Origin of the sequence: Flavobacterium jejuense (assembly GCF_006491595.2) — a bacterium.
GTDB lineage: Bacteria > Bacteroidota > Bacteroidia > Flavobacteriales > Flavobacteriaceae > Flavobacterium > Flavobacterium jejuense.
On the sequence record NZ_VEVQ02000004.1, the window covers coordinates 20,815 to 36,710 of the forward strand.

The window sequence follows — 15,896 nt, forward strand, 5'->3', positions numbered from 1 at the left end:
TATTAAATTAACAATATTAATCCGCTATTCTAAATATGAATAATTTCATTATAAAATATTGTTTGATGGGAGGTTTTCAATGCAAAGTCAATATTGCTCAGAAGATTGTCCTTTATTAAGAAAACTATAGAGTAAGTTAAAATTCTACATCTTAATTGAAGACTTCTTTTAAAACTTGAAGAGAAGAAGGAGTCTTAAAACGTTCAATATTATACTTATAATAATCTAATACAATTTTTAACAATTGTTGTCTTTGGATTACTGAAAAAACTTTTTGATTATCTTCAAATTTAAGCCTCAATAATCTTTTTAAAAGCTCAGATTCTTCAATCGTTAAGGAGTTTAATGATTGAGTCTCAGAAAAAACACCTTCACTAATATTAAAATATTTTTTATCAGATAGGTTTTCTTGAGGGTAAAAACCAAGGTATTTAGTAAGTTGTAATAACAAAACTAAATGGAAATTAAACATTTCTTCTTGAGTATCGAACCATTGTAAAGCACTCTCTAAATAATCAAATAACTGTTCGTCTTTACCTTCTTCTTTAATGATATTGTGAAGTATTTCAGATAAAAAAAGCACTATAGACGATTTAATAATATCAAGATATATACTATGATAAGGATAATATATTTTAACCTCCTTTATTCGTTGTAAATTATTCTTATTATTATGATAAGCCTCAATCTCTATTTGATTTAAGGGTTGAAAAAAAACTTTTTTCTGCTTATTATTTTTCCCTGTAAAAGCATTATGTATAAAATAAGTTTGAATCCCATTTACTCTGGTCAAGCATTTAACAATTAGACTTTTCTCATTATATTTTAATGTAGAAATTACAATTGCTTTTGTTTTTACTAACATTACCTAACAATCATTATTTTTTTTACTGTTGAGTCTAATCCATCTTGAGAAGCAACAAAAACCATATAGACTCCAGAAGCTACTTTGTAACTACCAAAAGCAGATGTATCCCACTCTATTGTACCTCCTTCTGAAGTTGTTTCAAAAACTAAATTACCTTCAATATCTGTAATTTTCACATTTGCTTTATCAGTAAGCCCTGCAATTTTTACTGTTCCAAAAAACTCAGGCCTAACAGGGTTTGGATACACATAAACATTTGCCAGATTATCACTTGATTTAGTTGAAATTCCTAAAAAAGAAACTAATCCTTTATCTGTAGCAAAAAACACTTCACCAGTTAAATCATCTATTTCAATATCATTAACAGTATTACTTGGCAGAGGAGAATTGTCTTTAGTAAATCTATAGATTGTTTCTTGACCGTTTGAAGAAACTAAGAAAACACCTGCATCAGCAATAGAAACCCATTTTCTATTGGCTCCGTCTACTTTAATATCGAGTATACTTTGTTGGAAAAATAATTCTTGAGCTAAATCGCCTTCTTGAATTATTATTGCAGTAGTTGACAATTCATTTTCAGAAATAAATCGATCTACACTACTTAAGATCCTCAAGCCTTTAGCAGTTCCAACCCAAAGCTGATTTCTATTATCTATTGCCACACAATTAACAACGCGATTTGGAAGATTCCCATTTTCTAAATTTATTACAATAAATTTATTATTTAATTGATCATTAAAAGCAATAATACCTTCATTAAAGGCCGGAATCCATTTTGTGTTATTTTTATCGATGGCCATTGGACCATATCTCCCTTCTATAAATGTTGGTGATATACCATTTAAACTATACGACTGCCATTGTCCATTAGTTCTTAAAACCTTTATAGCTTTTTCTACAAAAGCATTAGTAACCCACAAATTATTATCTTTATCAAAAGTTGGACTATTAATTCTAACTGAAAGATCAGAATCACCGCCTGGTGGAATTCCTTCTAGTCCATTTGAACCTGTATTAGTATTGTCAAAAAGAGAAATATCATTCCCTTGTATTTTTAATAAACCAGAAAAATAGGAAGAAGCATAAATCTGATTTGAATTATTAGGATTAATTACAATATCACAAATTGATTTTGCTTCATAAAGATCCTCATAAAGTAAATTTTCCCAACCATTATTTCTAGAAAAATTACTTATTGGCAACTCATCTAAAGGATAAGGACTATAATCTTCACTATAGGATCCATAAACAACCCATAATTTATTAGGTGCCTTTTTAACTCTAAAAACATTATTTCTAAATGGTCCGTCTGGTGAAATATTTTCAAAAACCAAAGGATTCGAGATAGTAGTTGAAAAAAGTCCGTTTTTTTCTGTACCAATAAAAAGTTGATTATTCACTACATTAGCTGCCGAAAAATTAACATCAAAATTTGGAATATTTGTAATATGAACCAACTGATTAAACTGATTATCTAACACAAACACATTATTTTGAGTAGTCACAATTAGCTCATTACCATTGGTTTTAATTTTTTTACCAAACTGATTCTGATTTAAGATTGGTTGAAAAAAGCCATTAAACCGATAAGTATTACCATCCGTGTTCATAGCCACAATTTGATTATTTAAGGTAACTATACCTAACCAATAACCCGCATCAAAAGTTTGCCATTGACTATAATCATATAAAAAAGGGTTTATTAAACTTCCTTTTCTAATTCCGCTTTGCCTAGTAACAGCATAAATTTCATCGTTCAATACTGTGGTCTGAAGAACCTCTACTTCTTCTCCGGAAGTTCCAATAAAATAAGTAATAACAAATTCTGAAGTAGAAAGATCTAAAACAGAGATTCCATAATCTGTAGCTATATACAATTTACCATTATATTCATATAAATCATTAATTTTCTTTTTGTTAGGAGCAACAGGAACTTCTTCTATAATATCTACTTTAGTAAAAACACTTCCATCATCATTTGCTATTAAAAGCAAACCATCTTTATTCCCTGCAATTGTTTTTTTAAAGTTTTCAGAATAATGAATTGCAGTAATGGTAGTAGGCTTAAAACCATTTATTGAATTCAAAATCACTAAATCTTGTTGATTAGTACTCTTATAAAAAACACAATTTTCAGTTGCAGCATAAACTGAAGTAGTAGATGTTTCCACATCAATAATTTCATTATAAGAAAAATAACCTTTCCAAAGTAAGTTGCCTTGTGAAACAATAATTTGACTAATAAATAATAAAAAAAGAAAAAATTTAAATTTCATTATTATAATTTTTACAAATATACTATAAACGCTGAATATAAACTTTAGGTATAAGTTTTACAAATAAAAAAGGCTCACAAAAAATTGTAAGCCTTTTTTTATTTTAAAAAAAAGTATTAAACAACACCTTGTCCTAACATTGCGTCTGCAACTTTTACGAATCCCGCAATATTAGCACCTTTCACATAATCAATATATCCTTCAGCATCTTTACCATATTTCACACATGATTCATGAATATCTGACATTATATGTTTTAATTTTTCATCTACTTCTTCTCTTGTCCAACTCAAACGCAGTGAGTTTTGAGACATTTCTAAACCAGATGTAGCCACTCCTCCTGCATTTGAAGCTTTACCTGGTGCAAATAATATCTTAGCATTATGGAACACCTCAATAGCTTCAGGAGTTGAAGGCATGTTTGCTCCTTCAGCCACACATATACAACCATTAGCTACTAATGCTTTTGCTTCCTCACCATTCAACTCATTTTGAGTTGCACATGGTAAAGCAACATCACACTTTACTTCCCAAGGACGTTTACCTTCAACAAATTTGGCATTTGGATATTTAGTTAAATAATCGCTAATACGACCATAATTAACATTTTTTATTTCCATTATGTAAGCTAATTTATCTGCATCAATTCCTGCTTCATCATAAATATAACCAGATGAGTCAGAAGCAGTAACTACCTTTCCTCCTAATTGAGTTGCTTTTTCAATAGCATATTGAGCTACATTTCCTGAACCAGAAACTACAACTGTTTTACCAGAAAAGCTTTCTCCTTTAGTAGCTAACATACTTTGCGCAAAATACACATCACCATATCCCGTTGCCTCAGGTCTAATTAATGATCCTCCAAATGAAATTCCTTTACCTGTTAAAACCCCTGTAAATTCGTTTCTTAATCTTTTATATTGACCAAACATATATCCTACTTCTCTTCCTCCTACTCCTATATCTCCAGCAGGAACATCTGTATCAGCTCCTATATGCTTAGATAATTCTGTCATGAAAGCTTGACAAAAACGCATGATTTCAATATCTGACTTACCTTTTGGATCGAAATCTGATCCCCCTTTTCCTCCACCCATTGGCAAAGTAGTCAATGAGTTTTTAAATACCTGTTCGAAAGCCAAAAACTTTAAAATACTTAAATTTACTGATGGGTGAAAACGTAACCCTCCTTTATATGGACCAATTGCAGAATTCATTTGAATTCTATAGCCTCTATTCACTTGTGTTTTACCTGCATCATCAATCCAAGCTATTCTAAACATGACAACTCTTTCAGGTTCAACCATTCTTTCCAAAAGCATTTTGCCTTGGTATTTTTTATTTTCATCAATAAAAGGAATAACAGTTTCTGCTACTTCCTTAACCGCCTGCATGAATTCAGGCTCGTTTGGGTTTCTTTTAGCTACAGCTTCAATAAAAGATGATACACTTTCTTTCATGATTTTTGAGTTTAATTTGTAATAAATTTAGTTTACGTTTTCATTTTAAGAAAACGTTTTCGTAACTGCGGTGCAAATATACATTTTATTAAATGATGTAGTATTTAAATTTTCTTAAAAAACATTTTCGAAAGTGCTTTTTAAGAAAATTTTATCTAAAAAAAAGAAAAAAATTTTTACCTGAGTTTAGTTTTTATATATTTGTCTATAAATGTAATTCTTTAAAGATGCCTAAAATAATAAAAAACCTACTGTTTTTAACTGTTTTTATACCATTTTATGGAAACTCACAGTTAGGATTTTCTCACGAGATTGGAGCTTTTGTTGGTGGTGTTGCCTTTCAATCCGATTTTGGAGTTAGACATGACTTTGATACGAACAAAGGAAATACAGGATTTGCTCTTGGTATAGTTCACTACCTTAATTTTGCTTACAGAGCAGAGTGTAACTGTTACACACCTGACAGCTATTTTAATGATCACTTTAAACTTCGCTCAGAATTATCCTTTAACAGTACAAAATTAGAACATTTTGGAGAATTCGCAGAAAAAAATTCTTTCCTTGGACAACAATTAAGAGCAATGAAAGGAGAAGCTAAAGTAACAGACATTGGAATGCAATTAGAATATTACCCATGGAGTGTTAGAGAATTTACCGGAAGTCGTTCTGGTGCTTGGGCTCCATTTGTTGGCTTAGGAGCACATTTTTCTTTTTTTAGAAATGATACTTATTCTGAGCTTGGCCCTTTGGGTACACTTGCAACAACATATCCAGATTATTTGCCAGATGGTTATTCTTCAGAGGGAGGAAACACTTTTTCAGTTGTATCAAGTGTAGGTACTCGATATAAATTAACTGAACTTTCAGATTTATTTGTGGAATTAAGATGGCAATATTACTTTTCGGATTGGGTTGATGGATTAAGAAAAAACCCAGATCTTTATAAAGAAAATAAAGCTAATGACTGGAATCTTTGGTTAAATTTTGGTTATATCTATTACTTAGATTAATAAAGAATAATACTATATATAAAAATGCCTTGAAACTAACTTTTTTCAAGGCATTTTTATTTTCATCAGGTAAAGAAAAATTATTTCAACGCTTGTTCTAAATCTGCTATCAAATCATCAATATCTTCAACACCTACACTTAATCGAACCAAATCATCTGTTATACCTATTTCAACTCTTTTATCTACCGGAACAGACGCATGTGTCATAGTTGCTGGATGATTAGCTAAAGACTCCACTCCCCCTAAAGATTCTGCTAAGGTGAATACTTTTACTTTTTCTAAAAACTTAACTGCATCTTCTTTTTTAGCAGAATTAAAAGTAAAAGTTACCATTCCTCCAAAACCACATATCATTTGCTTTTTAGCAATATCATAACTTGGATGACTTTCTAAACCTGGATAATAAACTCTTTTCACAGCAGTATGCTTTGTTAAAAAATCAGCTACTTTTATTCCGTTTTCACAATGACGTTGCATTCTTAAATGCAATGTTTTTATACCTCTTAACACTAAATAACTATCCATTGGACCTAATATTGCTCCTGTAGCAAACTGTGCAAAGTGCAATTTTTCGCCCAACTCTTTTTCTTTAACCACTAAAGCTCCAGCAATAACATCAGAGTGTCCTCCTAAATATTTTGTAGCGGAATGCATCACAATATCTGCGCCTAGATCTAATGGTTTTTGTAAATATGGAGTTGCAAAAGTATTATCAACTGCTAACATTACATTTTTCTTTTTAGAGATCTCCGCTATTTCAGCAATATCAGCTAATTTCATTAAAGGGTTAGTTGGAGTTTCCAACCAAATCAACTTGGTATTTGAGTTAATTAATGATTCCATTTTTTTTAAATCAGTCATATCAACATAATGAAATTTGATTCCAAAATCTTCATAAACCCTAGTAAACATTCTATATGTTCCTCCATACAAATCATCAGTAGCAATTACTTCATCGCCTGGTTTTAAAATTTTCATTACTGCATCTGTCGCTGCCAATCCAGAAGCAAAAGCTAAACCTCTAACTCCATTTTCAATACTAGCCAGTGATTCTTCTAAAGCTGATCTTGTAGGATTTGCTGCTCTACTGTATTCGTAAACTCCTATAGGTTTACCTGGAGAAGTTTGTGCAAATGTTGACGTTTGAAATACAGGTGGCATAACTGCTCCTGTTGTTTTTTCATTATGTTGCCCACCGTGAATGGTTTTGGTATTGAATTTCATTTATTGTGATTTTTACAAGAAGATAAAACAATTATACAAATTTTCTAATTTGAAGTATTATTCCCAAATGAATTCCTTCATGAAAATTATTAAACTCAGCCGCTTGTAATGCATTTTGCATAGTAAAACCAGTACTTTTAGTGGTATATTCATGGAAATTTACAAAAATATCTTTTGAAAAATCTTCTCCTATTTTTTGGACAGAAGAAAACAAAATACTTTTGATATAATCTACTTCTTCTTGAGAGGTTTTCCCTGTTGGAATAGTTCCGTTTCTATACGTATTTATAAACTCATCCGAAACGTGCATTGGCAAGCCTGACAATTTATAAATTAAAGTCTGTTGAGTAGCAACACAATGTGCAATATTCCATATAATATTATTACTAAATCCTTTTGGAATGGTGTTTAATTGCTCTAAAGTGTACTTTTCTATAAAATTCAGAAATTGATTTCTCACATTTGTTGTGATGCTGAAGATGGTTTCCATGTTTATATTTTTCTTACGAATATACTTAATTTTTAGAGGCAAAAAAACGAATACGTCAACAATTAAAACATGCAAACTCTCCTTATTATTGATTTAACTATATTTTAACTAAAAAGGGTTTCATTAGAATTTTTTGTGCTTTAAATTAGTAGCTAATTAAATTTCTTTTAATTATGAAAACACTACATAAAGTCATCTTGTTTGGATTTTTATTCTTTTTTATAAACTCTTTTAGTCAAGAAGTTGATGTTAGTACTTTTATAAATAAAACGTACATCATTCAATCTGTTCCAAATGGCAATTACCAATACATCTCTTTTCCAAAACCTAATTTTATTAAAAAAAGAGGTGGTTTTGCAAATTATGATGATCTTGTTGGAAAAAAGGTTACCATCTTTAAAATAGTTAAAGAGAAAAAATCAGGAACTGTTGTTAGCATCAAACTTGAAGATGGAAATAAATTCTTTGGAGTTTATCCTTCAATAGATGCCAATCTTCAGAAAGCTATTGAAAAAGGAGAATTACTCGAAGTAAACTAAACATCCATTTAACTTTTAAAAGTATAATATGTACTTTTGTAAAAAAACATGAAAAACACTATCTTTTACTTAGCTTCTTGTAGTACTTGTAAAAAAATCATAAAATCTTTACCCGATACAGCTGAATTGATTTATCATGACATTAGACAAGAACCCTTAACTGAGGAAATCGTTACTGAAATGAAATCTTTAGCAGGAAGTTATGAAGCTTTATTTAGCAAAAGAGCACAGTTATATAAAGAACGTGATTTGAAAAACAAAACCTTAACAGAAGAGGACTATAAAGCTTTAATCTTAGAGCATTATACCTTTTTAAGTCGTCCCGTTTTTGTAATTGATGGTAAAATTTACATTGGCAATAGCCAAAAAGTAGTTAATGAAGTAATTGAAGCATTACGCTAATGAGCAAAAGAACATTAGCCTTACTAGGAGCCACTTTTGTAGCTTTAATTTATGGTTTTAATTTTACCATAGCAAAAGAGGTGATGCCGACTTACGTAAAGCCTTATGCTTTTATTTTAATTAGAGCAATCGGAGCAACCATTCTGTTTTGGGGTTTAACATTTTTTGGACCCAAAGAAAAAATAGCATTACAAGATTTTCCTAGAATCATCGCAGCTTCTTTGTTTGGAGTAGCTATCAATCAACTGTCATTTTTCAAAGGCTTGAGTTATACTTCTCCCATAAGTGCTTCGGTAATTATGGTCACTGCTCCTATTGTTGTTTTAATTTTATCCGCTATACTTTTAAGAGAACGAATTGAATTTAAAAAAATAATTGGTATTTTAATTGGTTTAACTGGAACGTCCATTTTAATTTTATACGGAAAAGATATTGGTGACAGTTCTAATGCAAGTTTGGGTAACTTTTTGGTCTTTGTAAATGCTTCTTCTTATGCCGTTTATTTAATCATTATTAAAAAATTGATTTCCAAATACCATGCTTTTACTTTTATCAAATGGATTTATACTTTCGGACTGTTATTTACACTGCCTTTTGCCATTGGAGAATTTAATGAAATTCGTTGGGAAACCATACCAACCAATATATATTACAACATCGGTTTTGTCGTATTATTTACTACTTTTTTAGCGTATTTGATTAATTTAATGGCCATGAAAGAGTTAAAACCTACAACACTTTCTGTTTTTATTTATTTGCAACCCTTATTTGCAACCATTTTTGCTGTGAGTTTAGGAAAAGATGAAGTTAATAGTATCAAATTAATTTCTTCTGTTTTGATTTTCATCGGAGTATATTTGGTTACCCAAAAGAAAGTAATTAGTAAAGAGTGAGACGTAATTGGTCTAATTTCTAAATAACTAATCACTTTTTATTTGTCACTAATCACTATTTCTTATCTTTGACTTCTTTTAAAATAATATATGATACTATCCATGACTGGTTTTGGTAAAGCGACTAAGCAATTACCAAATAAAAAAATAAATGTTGAAATAAAATCGTTAAACAGCAAAGGACTTGATTTGAATGTACGAATGCCTTCTGTTTACAGAGAAATGGAATTGGGTTTACGAAATGACATTTCACAAAAATTAGAACGTGGTAAAGTGGACTTTTCCTTATATATTGAAGTTACTGGTGAAGAAACTACTTCTAAAGTTAACGCTCCAATTATAAAAGCCTACATCAGCCAAATGAAAGCCATTTTACCAGAAGCAGATGCTACTGAATTGATGAAAATGGCGGTAAGAATGCCTGATGCTCTAAAAACTGAACGTGATGAAATTGACGAAAATGAATGGGTAGAAATCCTTTTGGTTATAAATGAAGCTTTAGAAAACATTCAAACGTTTAGAAAAGACGAAGGAAAATCACTTGAAAAAGAGTTCCAATTGCGTATTGCTAATATTCGTTCCTATATGGATCAAGCTTTAATTTTGGATCCAGAACGTGTAAAAAACATCAAAGAACGTTTACAAGCTGCTATCGATGAACTAAAAGTAACTGTGGATGAAAATCGCTTCGAACAAGAATTGATTTATTATTTAGAGAAATTAGACATCACTGAAGAAAAAGTGCGTTTGAACAATCATTTGGATTATTTCTTAGAAACGTTGAATGGTAATGAAGCTAATGGTCGAAAATTAGGTTTCATTACACAAGAAATGGGAAGAGAAATTAATACTATGGGTTCCAAATCGAATCATGCAGAAATGCAAAAATTAGTAGTAATGATGAAAGACGAATTAGAAAAAATCAAAGAACAAGTTTTGAATGTATTATAAAGAAGTGATTAGTAAATAGTAATTAGTGATTAGTCTTTTATTGAGTCTTTTGCTAATTACCAATCACTACTAACTAATAACTATAAAAATGACTAAAGGAAAATTATTTGTGTTTTCAGCTCCATCAGGATCAGGTAAAACAACAATAGTACGCTACTTATTAGGAAAAGAAGAGTTAAATTTAGAATTCTCTATCTCATGTGCTACACGTGAACCAAGAGGACAAGAAATAGATGGTACGGATTACTATTTTATTTCTTGGGAAACATTCAAACAACATATTAAAGACGAAGATTTTATTGAATGGGAAGAGGTATATACCAATAATTTTTACGGTACGTTAAAAGCAGAAGTAGAACGCATTTGGGCATTAGGCAAACACGTGATATTTGATATTGACGTTGTAGGTGGTTTGCGAATCAAACACAAATTCCCTGAAGAAACGTTGGCTGTTTTTGTAAAACCACCCAGTGTAGACGAATTAAAACGCAGATTGAAGTTACGCTCTACAGAAAGTGAAGACAAAATCAATATGCGTATTGCCAAAGCTTCGGTGGAATTAGCCACTGCTCCTCAGTTTGATAAAATTATTAAGAATTACGATTTGGATACTGCTAAGGAAGAAGCTTATCAGTTGGTGAAGGAGTTTATTGGGAAATAGTACTTAGTCCTCAGTACTTAGTGAGAATAATTAGTAGTTAGTATAGATAAATTATTTTATGAGTGGCATTAAATCTTATAAAGAATTACTTATTTGGCAAAAAGGCATTAAAATTGTTGTTCTAGTATATAAACTAACCCAAAATTTCCCTAAAGAAGAAATTTATGCTTTGACCAGTCAAATTAAAAGGGCTAGTGTATCCATTCCTTCTAATATTGCTGAAGGTTTTGGTCGTCAAACAGACAAATCATTCAATCATTTTTTGAATATTTCTAGAGGCTCCTTAAACGAATTAGAAACACAACTTATTCTTGCAAAAGAATTAGAATTTAATTTAGATGAAAAGATACTTACTGAAATTATGCTTTTGATTGAAGAAGAAAGTAAAATGATACATTCCTTTTCAAAAAAACTAAAAGAATAAAAAACAGTAATTTAGCACTAAATATTAAAACTAAGTACTAACAACTAAGCACTATGTACTAAAAATGAAAATCGGATTATACTTTGGTACTTTCAACCCTATTCACATTGGTCATTTAATTATTGCCAATCATATGGCTGAGCATTCTGATTTAGATCAAGTTTGGATGGTAGTGACCCCTCATAATCCTCATAAAAAGAAAAGTACTTTGCTAGATGATTACCATCGTTTGCACATGGTACATTTAGCCACAGAAGAATATGCCAACATTCAACCTTCAGATATTGAATTTAAATTACCGCAACCTAATTATACCGTTCATACTTTAGCCCATTTACAAGAGAAATATCCCAATTATGAATTCTCTTTAATTATGGGTGAAGACAATTTGAATTCGTTACACAAATGGAAAAACTTCGAAGTGATCCTTCAAAATCATGACATTTATGTTTATCCGAGATTAAATTCAGGTGAAATGGATGACCAATTTGCCAATCATCCCAAAATTCATAGAATAGGTGCTCCAGTGATTGAATTGTCGTCTACTTTTATTAGAAATAGCATTAAAAACAATAAAAATGTAGTTCCTATGTTACCTAATAAGGTTTGGGAGTATGTGGAACATAATTTGTTTTATAAGAAGTAGAATAATTATGAAAGGTTTAATTTTTCTATTATTAGTAATTATTTTCCCCTCTTTCAATTATCAAAAAAATGAAAAAATTGAAGGGATTTACTATTCAGTAGATAATAAATTTGAAAAATTTTCTATTATGAAATTATTTGACAATGGGACTTTTCAATATAGCTATGGATTAAGTGGATGTCAAGGAAAACTTACTGGTAAATATTTCATTGATAATAAAAGAATTACGTTTAAAAATGATGAAATTTTCACAGAAGTATACTTAGAAAAGCAGACTGATTCTTTAGCAAAAATAACTCCTTTTTATCCAGATTTAAGTATCGTTGATTGGAAAATTTATAAAAATGCTATTAAACCTATTTCGAAAATAAATACTGGTTGTATTGTTGAAAAAGGGAAACATTTAAAAAAATAATTTATTCTAAAAAAGCATAAATAATCCTATATTTGGCTTTTTTAATTTAAACCCCAAAAGTCATGAATAAATTACTTGTTTTTACTTTATCCATCTTACTTTTTTCATGTAGTAAAGATGATAACGACGATTCAAATCAAGCCTCAACTCGATTAGCTGTCAATGGCAAATCATATGATATTTCTAAAGCAACCGCTGTAGACAATTACAGATTTTCAAGTGATTCTCATGCTGAATTTGATTTTTTAATGACAAATGGTACATTAAATATCTTAGCAGAACCAATGTCTTATTTTGGATTTGAAGCAACTAATGCATCCATTTTATTAAATGTTCAAATGTTTTCAAATAATACCTCTTTTTCAAATGGTGTATATACTTTTGTTCAAAATGGAAATATCTTAGATCCTCAACCAGCGTCTAACTTTTTTAGCCAGTTAGGCATTCAAATAGATGGAAATAATGATAACGATTTCAATGACATAGAAGACATCTACTTAACTGCTACTGCTGGAACAGTTAGTGTTTTAGGGTCAAGTCCTAATTATACATTAGCAATTGATGTAACTTTATCTAACAATGAAAATTTTACATATACCTATAATGGTGGATTTGATTACTATAACAATAGAGGAAATTAAATTTTAATAAAATGAAAAATATATTTTTAATTCTTTTTTTAGTTTTTTCTGTCTTTTGTAGATCGCAACAAGTTATTGTAGAAGAAAAATTTGAAAAAGACAATGTTCCTTTAGGTTATGAATTTTTACCAATTAAAAATAAAATAGCTATTAAAAAGGGTAAACATATTGGAATATCTCAAAATAGAGAGGTTAATAAGATTATGACTTTTGATTCTAAAGGTAAAGATAGCATTTGGTTTGAAAATAAAAATGTAATGAATCCTTTTTTTAATTATAGTGGAAATATCTTGATTGCCGAGGATTACTCAAAACTAAGACTATCAGGTGATAACATCAATTTATTTGGAAAATTTGGAGTAAAAGTCTTGGATGCAAAAAAATATTCACCTCAATATTATTTTGACAACCAAATGTTAATGTATAAAAAAGATAAAGATAAATTTAATGTCATTTATCCTTATGAAGGGAACAAGACTACTAAAGTTGAACTTAGTTTGAAAGGGTTTGAAAGGCTAGTAGGAGAAAATTTCTATAAGTCACAAAGAGCTCCTGGTATTAAAACATTTATAAATAAAAAAGGAAATATTGAAGTAATTTCTAAATCAATTTCAAAAGACTGTAAAGAGTCCAAAATATACAGAACAGAATACAATCCATCAGGAGAAAAAATAGGTGAAATACAATATGATTTATTACTAAAAGATTACAGTTTTATTCTATCAGTTACAGGTGGTGGACAAATGGTTTTAAAATCGGTTGGAGGATTTAGCAATACTTTTACTAATCATGCTGGTTTTAGTAACACAGTTAGTTTAGGATCAAGTACTTATTCAGATTTTGCAGATGATGGATCGATTAACAACTTATATTTTGATTCTTCAGGAAATGTATATGTTTATGGAATGTTAGGTAATAAAGAAAAAGAAAATTTACTTTACAACAGAATAGTTGGATATTATATCTATAAGTTTGACAAAACAGGGAATTTATTATGGGAAAAGAAGTTTGAAACTGATAAATTAGAAAAAATTCGTATAGCTTATTTAAACAACACATACGTTAGAATGTTTAATATGAATGGACAGTTACAGTTTTTATTCGCATCAACTCAGCCAGACGAAATTTTAATGTTATCCGATATAAACGAGAAAAACGGTGACTTTGTTAAAACTGATTTTTATTCGTTTAAGACAAATAATTCAAACGATATTCGAGACTTTATTTATGCTAATATTACTGATAAAGATCTTTTAAAAAATAAGATTATGGATTATGAGGCGTTAATGTTATATTATAAAGACAAAGATTTCAAATTATATATTGACTCTATTGATGCAAAAAATAAAATATATTTTAACACAATGGTAAGCAATGATGGAATTTGGCTAGTAGAATCTGATAACAAAGACTATTATAAAGTCTTAAATTTTAAGTCTTAATAAATTATCATTTCTTTTGAAATAAAATCCCACTAAGTTTTAAAACCTAGTGGGATTTTTTCTTTCGTCAAAATGACAATATGAAGTGAAATAGTTAATAAAATTTCCTCACTCGTTTACGAATATCTTCCAAAGTATGATCTATCAATAGTTTTCCATCTCTGAACACTTCTTTCATTTCGCCTTGCTGTTCTTCGTTCCAAGAAACATTATCTGTTAAAGTATAATTTCCGTCTACTAAATCGATTTTCATTAGGCCTTTGGCTGATTTTTTGGTTCCATCGTCTGTAATGGGATCTTTGAAAATGGCTCTTCCTTCTCCGTTTACTTCTCCGTAAGTGGCTTTCATGGCAAAGCCAAAAGTATCACGTGTGTTGTATTGATAGGTAAACGAACCTATTCCTAGAACGACATTGGTAGACGCAAATCCTTTTTTCTTTAACTCTTCACAAATTTGAGTCGCTCTATCAATCGTAATGCTATCTCCATAAATCGCTCCAATTTGCGGAATCAACTCTTTATAGCCTTTTGCATTAATAGTTCCTCCAAAAGTCTGCCAAAGCAATTCTACGACTCCTTTTATTTCTTGTTCGGTTTTTCCGTTTGGATTACCACATAAAATAAGAATTGGGTCACCACTATCAGGACGAATGACTACTTTTCCTTCTCTGGTTACAATTTCTTCTTTTAATCTTGGTAAATAATCTGTTAGAACTTTCCATAAATCCCAAGTATCCGAAACGATAGAAACAATTCCTTTTGGATAGACTTCGCAAATTAATCTTTTGAAAGTGTCATATTCTCCTTCGGTTGTTCCCATACACATTACCGAATGCTCGGTTGCTGCTACTGAACCACCAATTAATTCGTTATCTGAATTGGCATTGTAGTATTCTTCCAAAAATTCAATCGCTGGAATCGTATCTGTTCCTGTGAAACTCAATAAATGTCCGGCTGCTGAAATTACGGCTGCTTCAATTCCTGCCATTCCTCTCATAGAGAAATCGTGTGCTTGCCAATCTACAAATTCGGTAATCGAAGAGGTTTCATGAGCATATTTATCTAATACTTTTCGATATTGTTTCGCTATGGTTGCTGAATTACAAGGCATCCAAACTACTGCTGAAAGTAGGGTTTCAAAATAGTTGGTCAACCAAAAGAATTCTGGTTTTGTATTGTACATGGTAAACATTGGTGTACGAATAGGCACACTAACTCCTTCTGGCAAAGCTTTGAATACCATTGGAATATAGCCTAAATCGTGTAAATCTTCGATATGTTGAATTCCAACTTGGTTTTCACCCAAATAATTATTGATTCTACGAGCATATTTTTTAGCTACTTCTTCTTTTGGTTTCCCAAAGAAATGCGTTTGAAAGTCTTCTAAAATGTATTTTTTAATGAAATATTGTAAACCGAAGAAAACCACCTCATCAATGCCTTCAATTCTTGATTTTCTTGGTGTCCAATTGGAATATACTAAAGTTGTTCCGCTTGGATATTGTCTTCTGTGATCTACTTTGTAACCGTCGGTTAATAGTAATGGGTTCAT

The 15,896-nt window shown here is 30.3% G+C and carries 17 protein-coding genes; 11 read left to right on the plus strand and 6 right to left on the minus strand.

All coding sequences use genetic code 11. From position 1 onward, the window contains the following. Positions 1-151 precede the first annotated feature (151 nt). The 3 genes from recO to gdhA form a co-directional block, all read right to left on the minus strand. Positions 152-865: a DNA repair protein RecO gene (recO, locus tag FIA58_RS06975; protein ID WP_140961554.1), complete on the minus strand. Its 714-nt coding sequence runs from the start codon at positions 863-865 to the stop codon at positions 152-154. Then, complete coding sequence (gene porZ, locus FIA58_RS06980) at positions 865-3,144, minus strand: type IX secretion system anionic LPS delivery protein PorZ (RefSeq protein WP_140961556.1); 2,280 nt, start codon at positions 3,142-3,144, stop codon at positions 865-867. The genes recO and porZ overlap by 1 nt, the downstream gene beginning before the upstream one ends. A 116-nt stretch (positions 3,145-3,260) precedes the next feature. Next, positions 3,261-4,604 carry an NADP-specific glutamate dehydrogenase gene (gdhA, locus tag FIA58_RS06985; RefSeq protein WP_140961558.1) on the minus strand — a complete coding sequence of 448 codons (1,344 nt, stop codon included), beginning with the start codon at positions 4,602-4,604 and terminating at the stop codon, positions 3,261-3,263. A 227-nt stretch (positions 4,605-4,831) separates the two neighbouring features. On the opposite strand from gdhA, the gene FIA58_RS06990 reads away from it, so the two are divergent. Then, positions 4,832-5,614 carry a THC0290_0291 family protein gene (locus FIA58_RS06990; protein ID WP_140961560.1) on the plus strand — a complete coding sequence of 261 codons (783 nt, stop codon included), beginning with the start codon at positions 4,832-4,834 and terminating at the stop codon, positions 5,612-5,614. Positions 5,615-5,694: 80 nt separating this feature from the next. Here the strand turns inward: FIA58_RS06990 and FIA58_RS06995 are convergent, their stop codons facing one another. Beyond that, complete coding sequence (locus FIA58_RS06995) at positions 5,695-6,840, minus strand: cystathionine gamma-synthase (RefSeq protein ID WP_140961562.1); 1,146 nt, start codon at positions 6,838-6,840, stop codon at positions 5,695-5,697. A 31-nt stretch (positions 6,841-6,871) separates the two neighbouring features. Next, positions 6,872-7,330 (minus strand): DinB family protein, encoded by a 459-nt coding sequence (locus tag FIA58_RS07000; RefSeq protein ID WP_140961564.1) that lies wholly within the window; start codon positions 7,328-7,330, stop codon positions 6,872-6,874. Between the two features lie 173 nt (positions 7,331-7,503). Between FIA58_RS07000 and FIA58_RS07005 the strand changes: the two genes are divergently transcribed. The 10 genes from FIA58_RS07005 (at position 7,504) to FIA58_RS07050 (ending at position 14,344) form a co-directional block, all read left to right on the plus strand. Further along, positions 7,504-7,869 carry a dihydroorotase gene (locus FIA58_RS07005; protein ID WP_140961566.1) on the plus strand — a complete coding sequence of 122 codons (366 nt, stop codon included), beginning with the start codon at positions 7,504-7,506 and terminating at the stop codon, positions 7,867-7,869. Positions 7,870-7,917: 48 nt separating this feature from the next. After that, the gene (locus FIA58_RS07010; protein ID WP_140961568.1) at positions 7,918-8,271 is read left to right on the plus strand and encodes an arsenate reductase family protein; all 354 of its coding nucleotides are present in this window, start codon (positions 7,918-7,920) and stop codon (positions 8,269-8,271) included. Beyond that, the gene (locus tag FIA58_RS07015; protein ID WP_140961571.1) at positions 8,271-9,164 is read left to right on the plus strand and encodes a DMT family transporter; all 894 of its coding nucleotides are present in this window, start codon (positions 8,271-8,273) and stop codon (positions 9,162-9,164) included. The genes FIA58_RS07010 and FIA58_RS07015 overlap by 1 nt, the downstream gene beginning before the upstream one ends. Before the next feature lie 90 nt (positions 9,165-9,254). Continuing rightward, positions 9,255-10,115: a YicC/YloC family endoribonuclease gene (locus FIA58_RS07020; RefSeq protein WP_140961573.1), complete on the plus strand. Its 861-nt coding sequence runs from the start codon at positions 9,255-9,257 to the stop codon at positions 10,113-10,115. 88 nt (positions 10,116-10,203) lie between these two features. Further along, positions 10,204-10,776 carry a guanylate kinase gene (gmk, locus tag FIA58_RS07025; protein ID WP_140961576.1) on the plus strand — a complete coding sequence of 191 codons (573 nt, stop codon included), beginning with the start codon at positions 10,204-10,206 and terminating at the stop codon, positions 10,774-10,776. Between the two features lie 58 nt (positions 10,777-10,834). After that, a complete protein-coding gene (locus FIA58_RS07030; RefSeq protein ID WP_140961578.1) occupies positions 10,835-11,200 on the plus strand; it encodes a four helix bundle protein in 366 nt (121 codons plus the stop codon). Positions 11,201-11,264: 64 nt separating this feature from the next. After that, positions 11,265-11,846 (plus strand): nicotinate (nicotinamide) nucleotide adenylyltransferase, encoded by a 582-nt coding sequence (nadD, locus tag FIA58_RS07035; protein WP_140961581.1) that lies wholly within the window; start codon positions 11,265-11,267, stop codon positions 11,844-11,846. A gap of 7 nt (positions 11,847-11,853) precedes the next feature. Further along, on the plus strand, positions 11,854-12,261 hold the full coding sequence (locus FIA58_RS07040) for a hypothetical protein (protein ID WP_140961583.1): 408 nt from the start codon (positions 11,854-11,856) through the stop codon (positions 12,259-12,261). A gap of 62 nt (positions 12,262-12,323) precedes the next feature. Then, positions 12,324-12,902 carry a hypothetical protein gene (locus tag FIA58_RS07045; RefSeq protein ID WP_140961585.1) on the plus strand — a complete coding sequence of 193 codons (579 nt, stop codon included), beginning with the start codon at positions 12,324-12,326 and terminating at the stop codon, positions 12,900-12,902. A gap of 11 nt (positions 12,903-12,913) precedes the next feature. Further along, positions 12,914-14,344, plus strand: coding sequence for a hypothetical protein (locus tag FIA58_RS07050; RefSeq protein WP_140961587.1), 1,431 nt, complete (start codon positions 12,914-12,916; stop codon positions 14,342-14,344). Positions 14,345-14,438: 94 nt separating this feature from the next. Here FIA58_RS07050 and FIA58_RS07055 read toward each other — a convergent pair whose 3' ends face one another. Continuing rightward, positions 14,439-15,896, minus strand: coding sequence for a nicotinate phosphoribosyltransferase (locus FIA58_RS07055; RefSeq protein ID WP_140961589.1), 1,458 nt, complete (start codon positions 15,894-15,896; stop codon positions 14,439-14,441).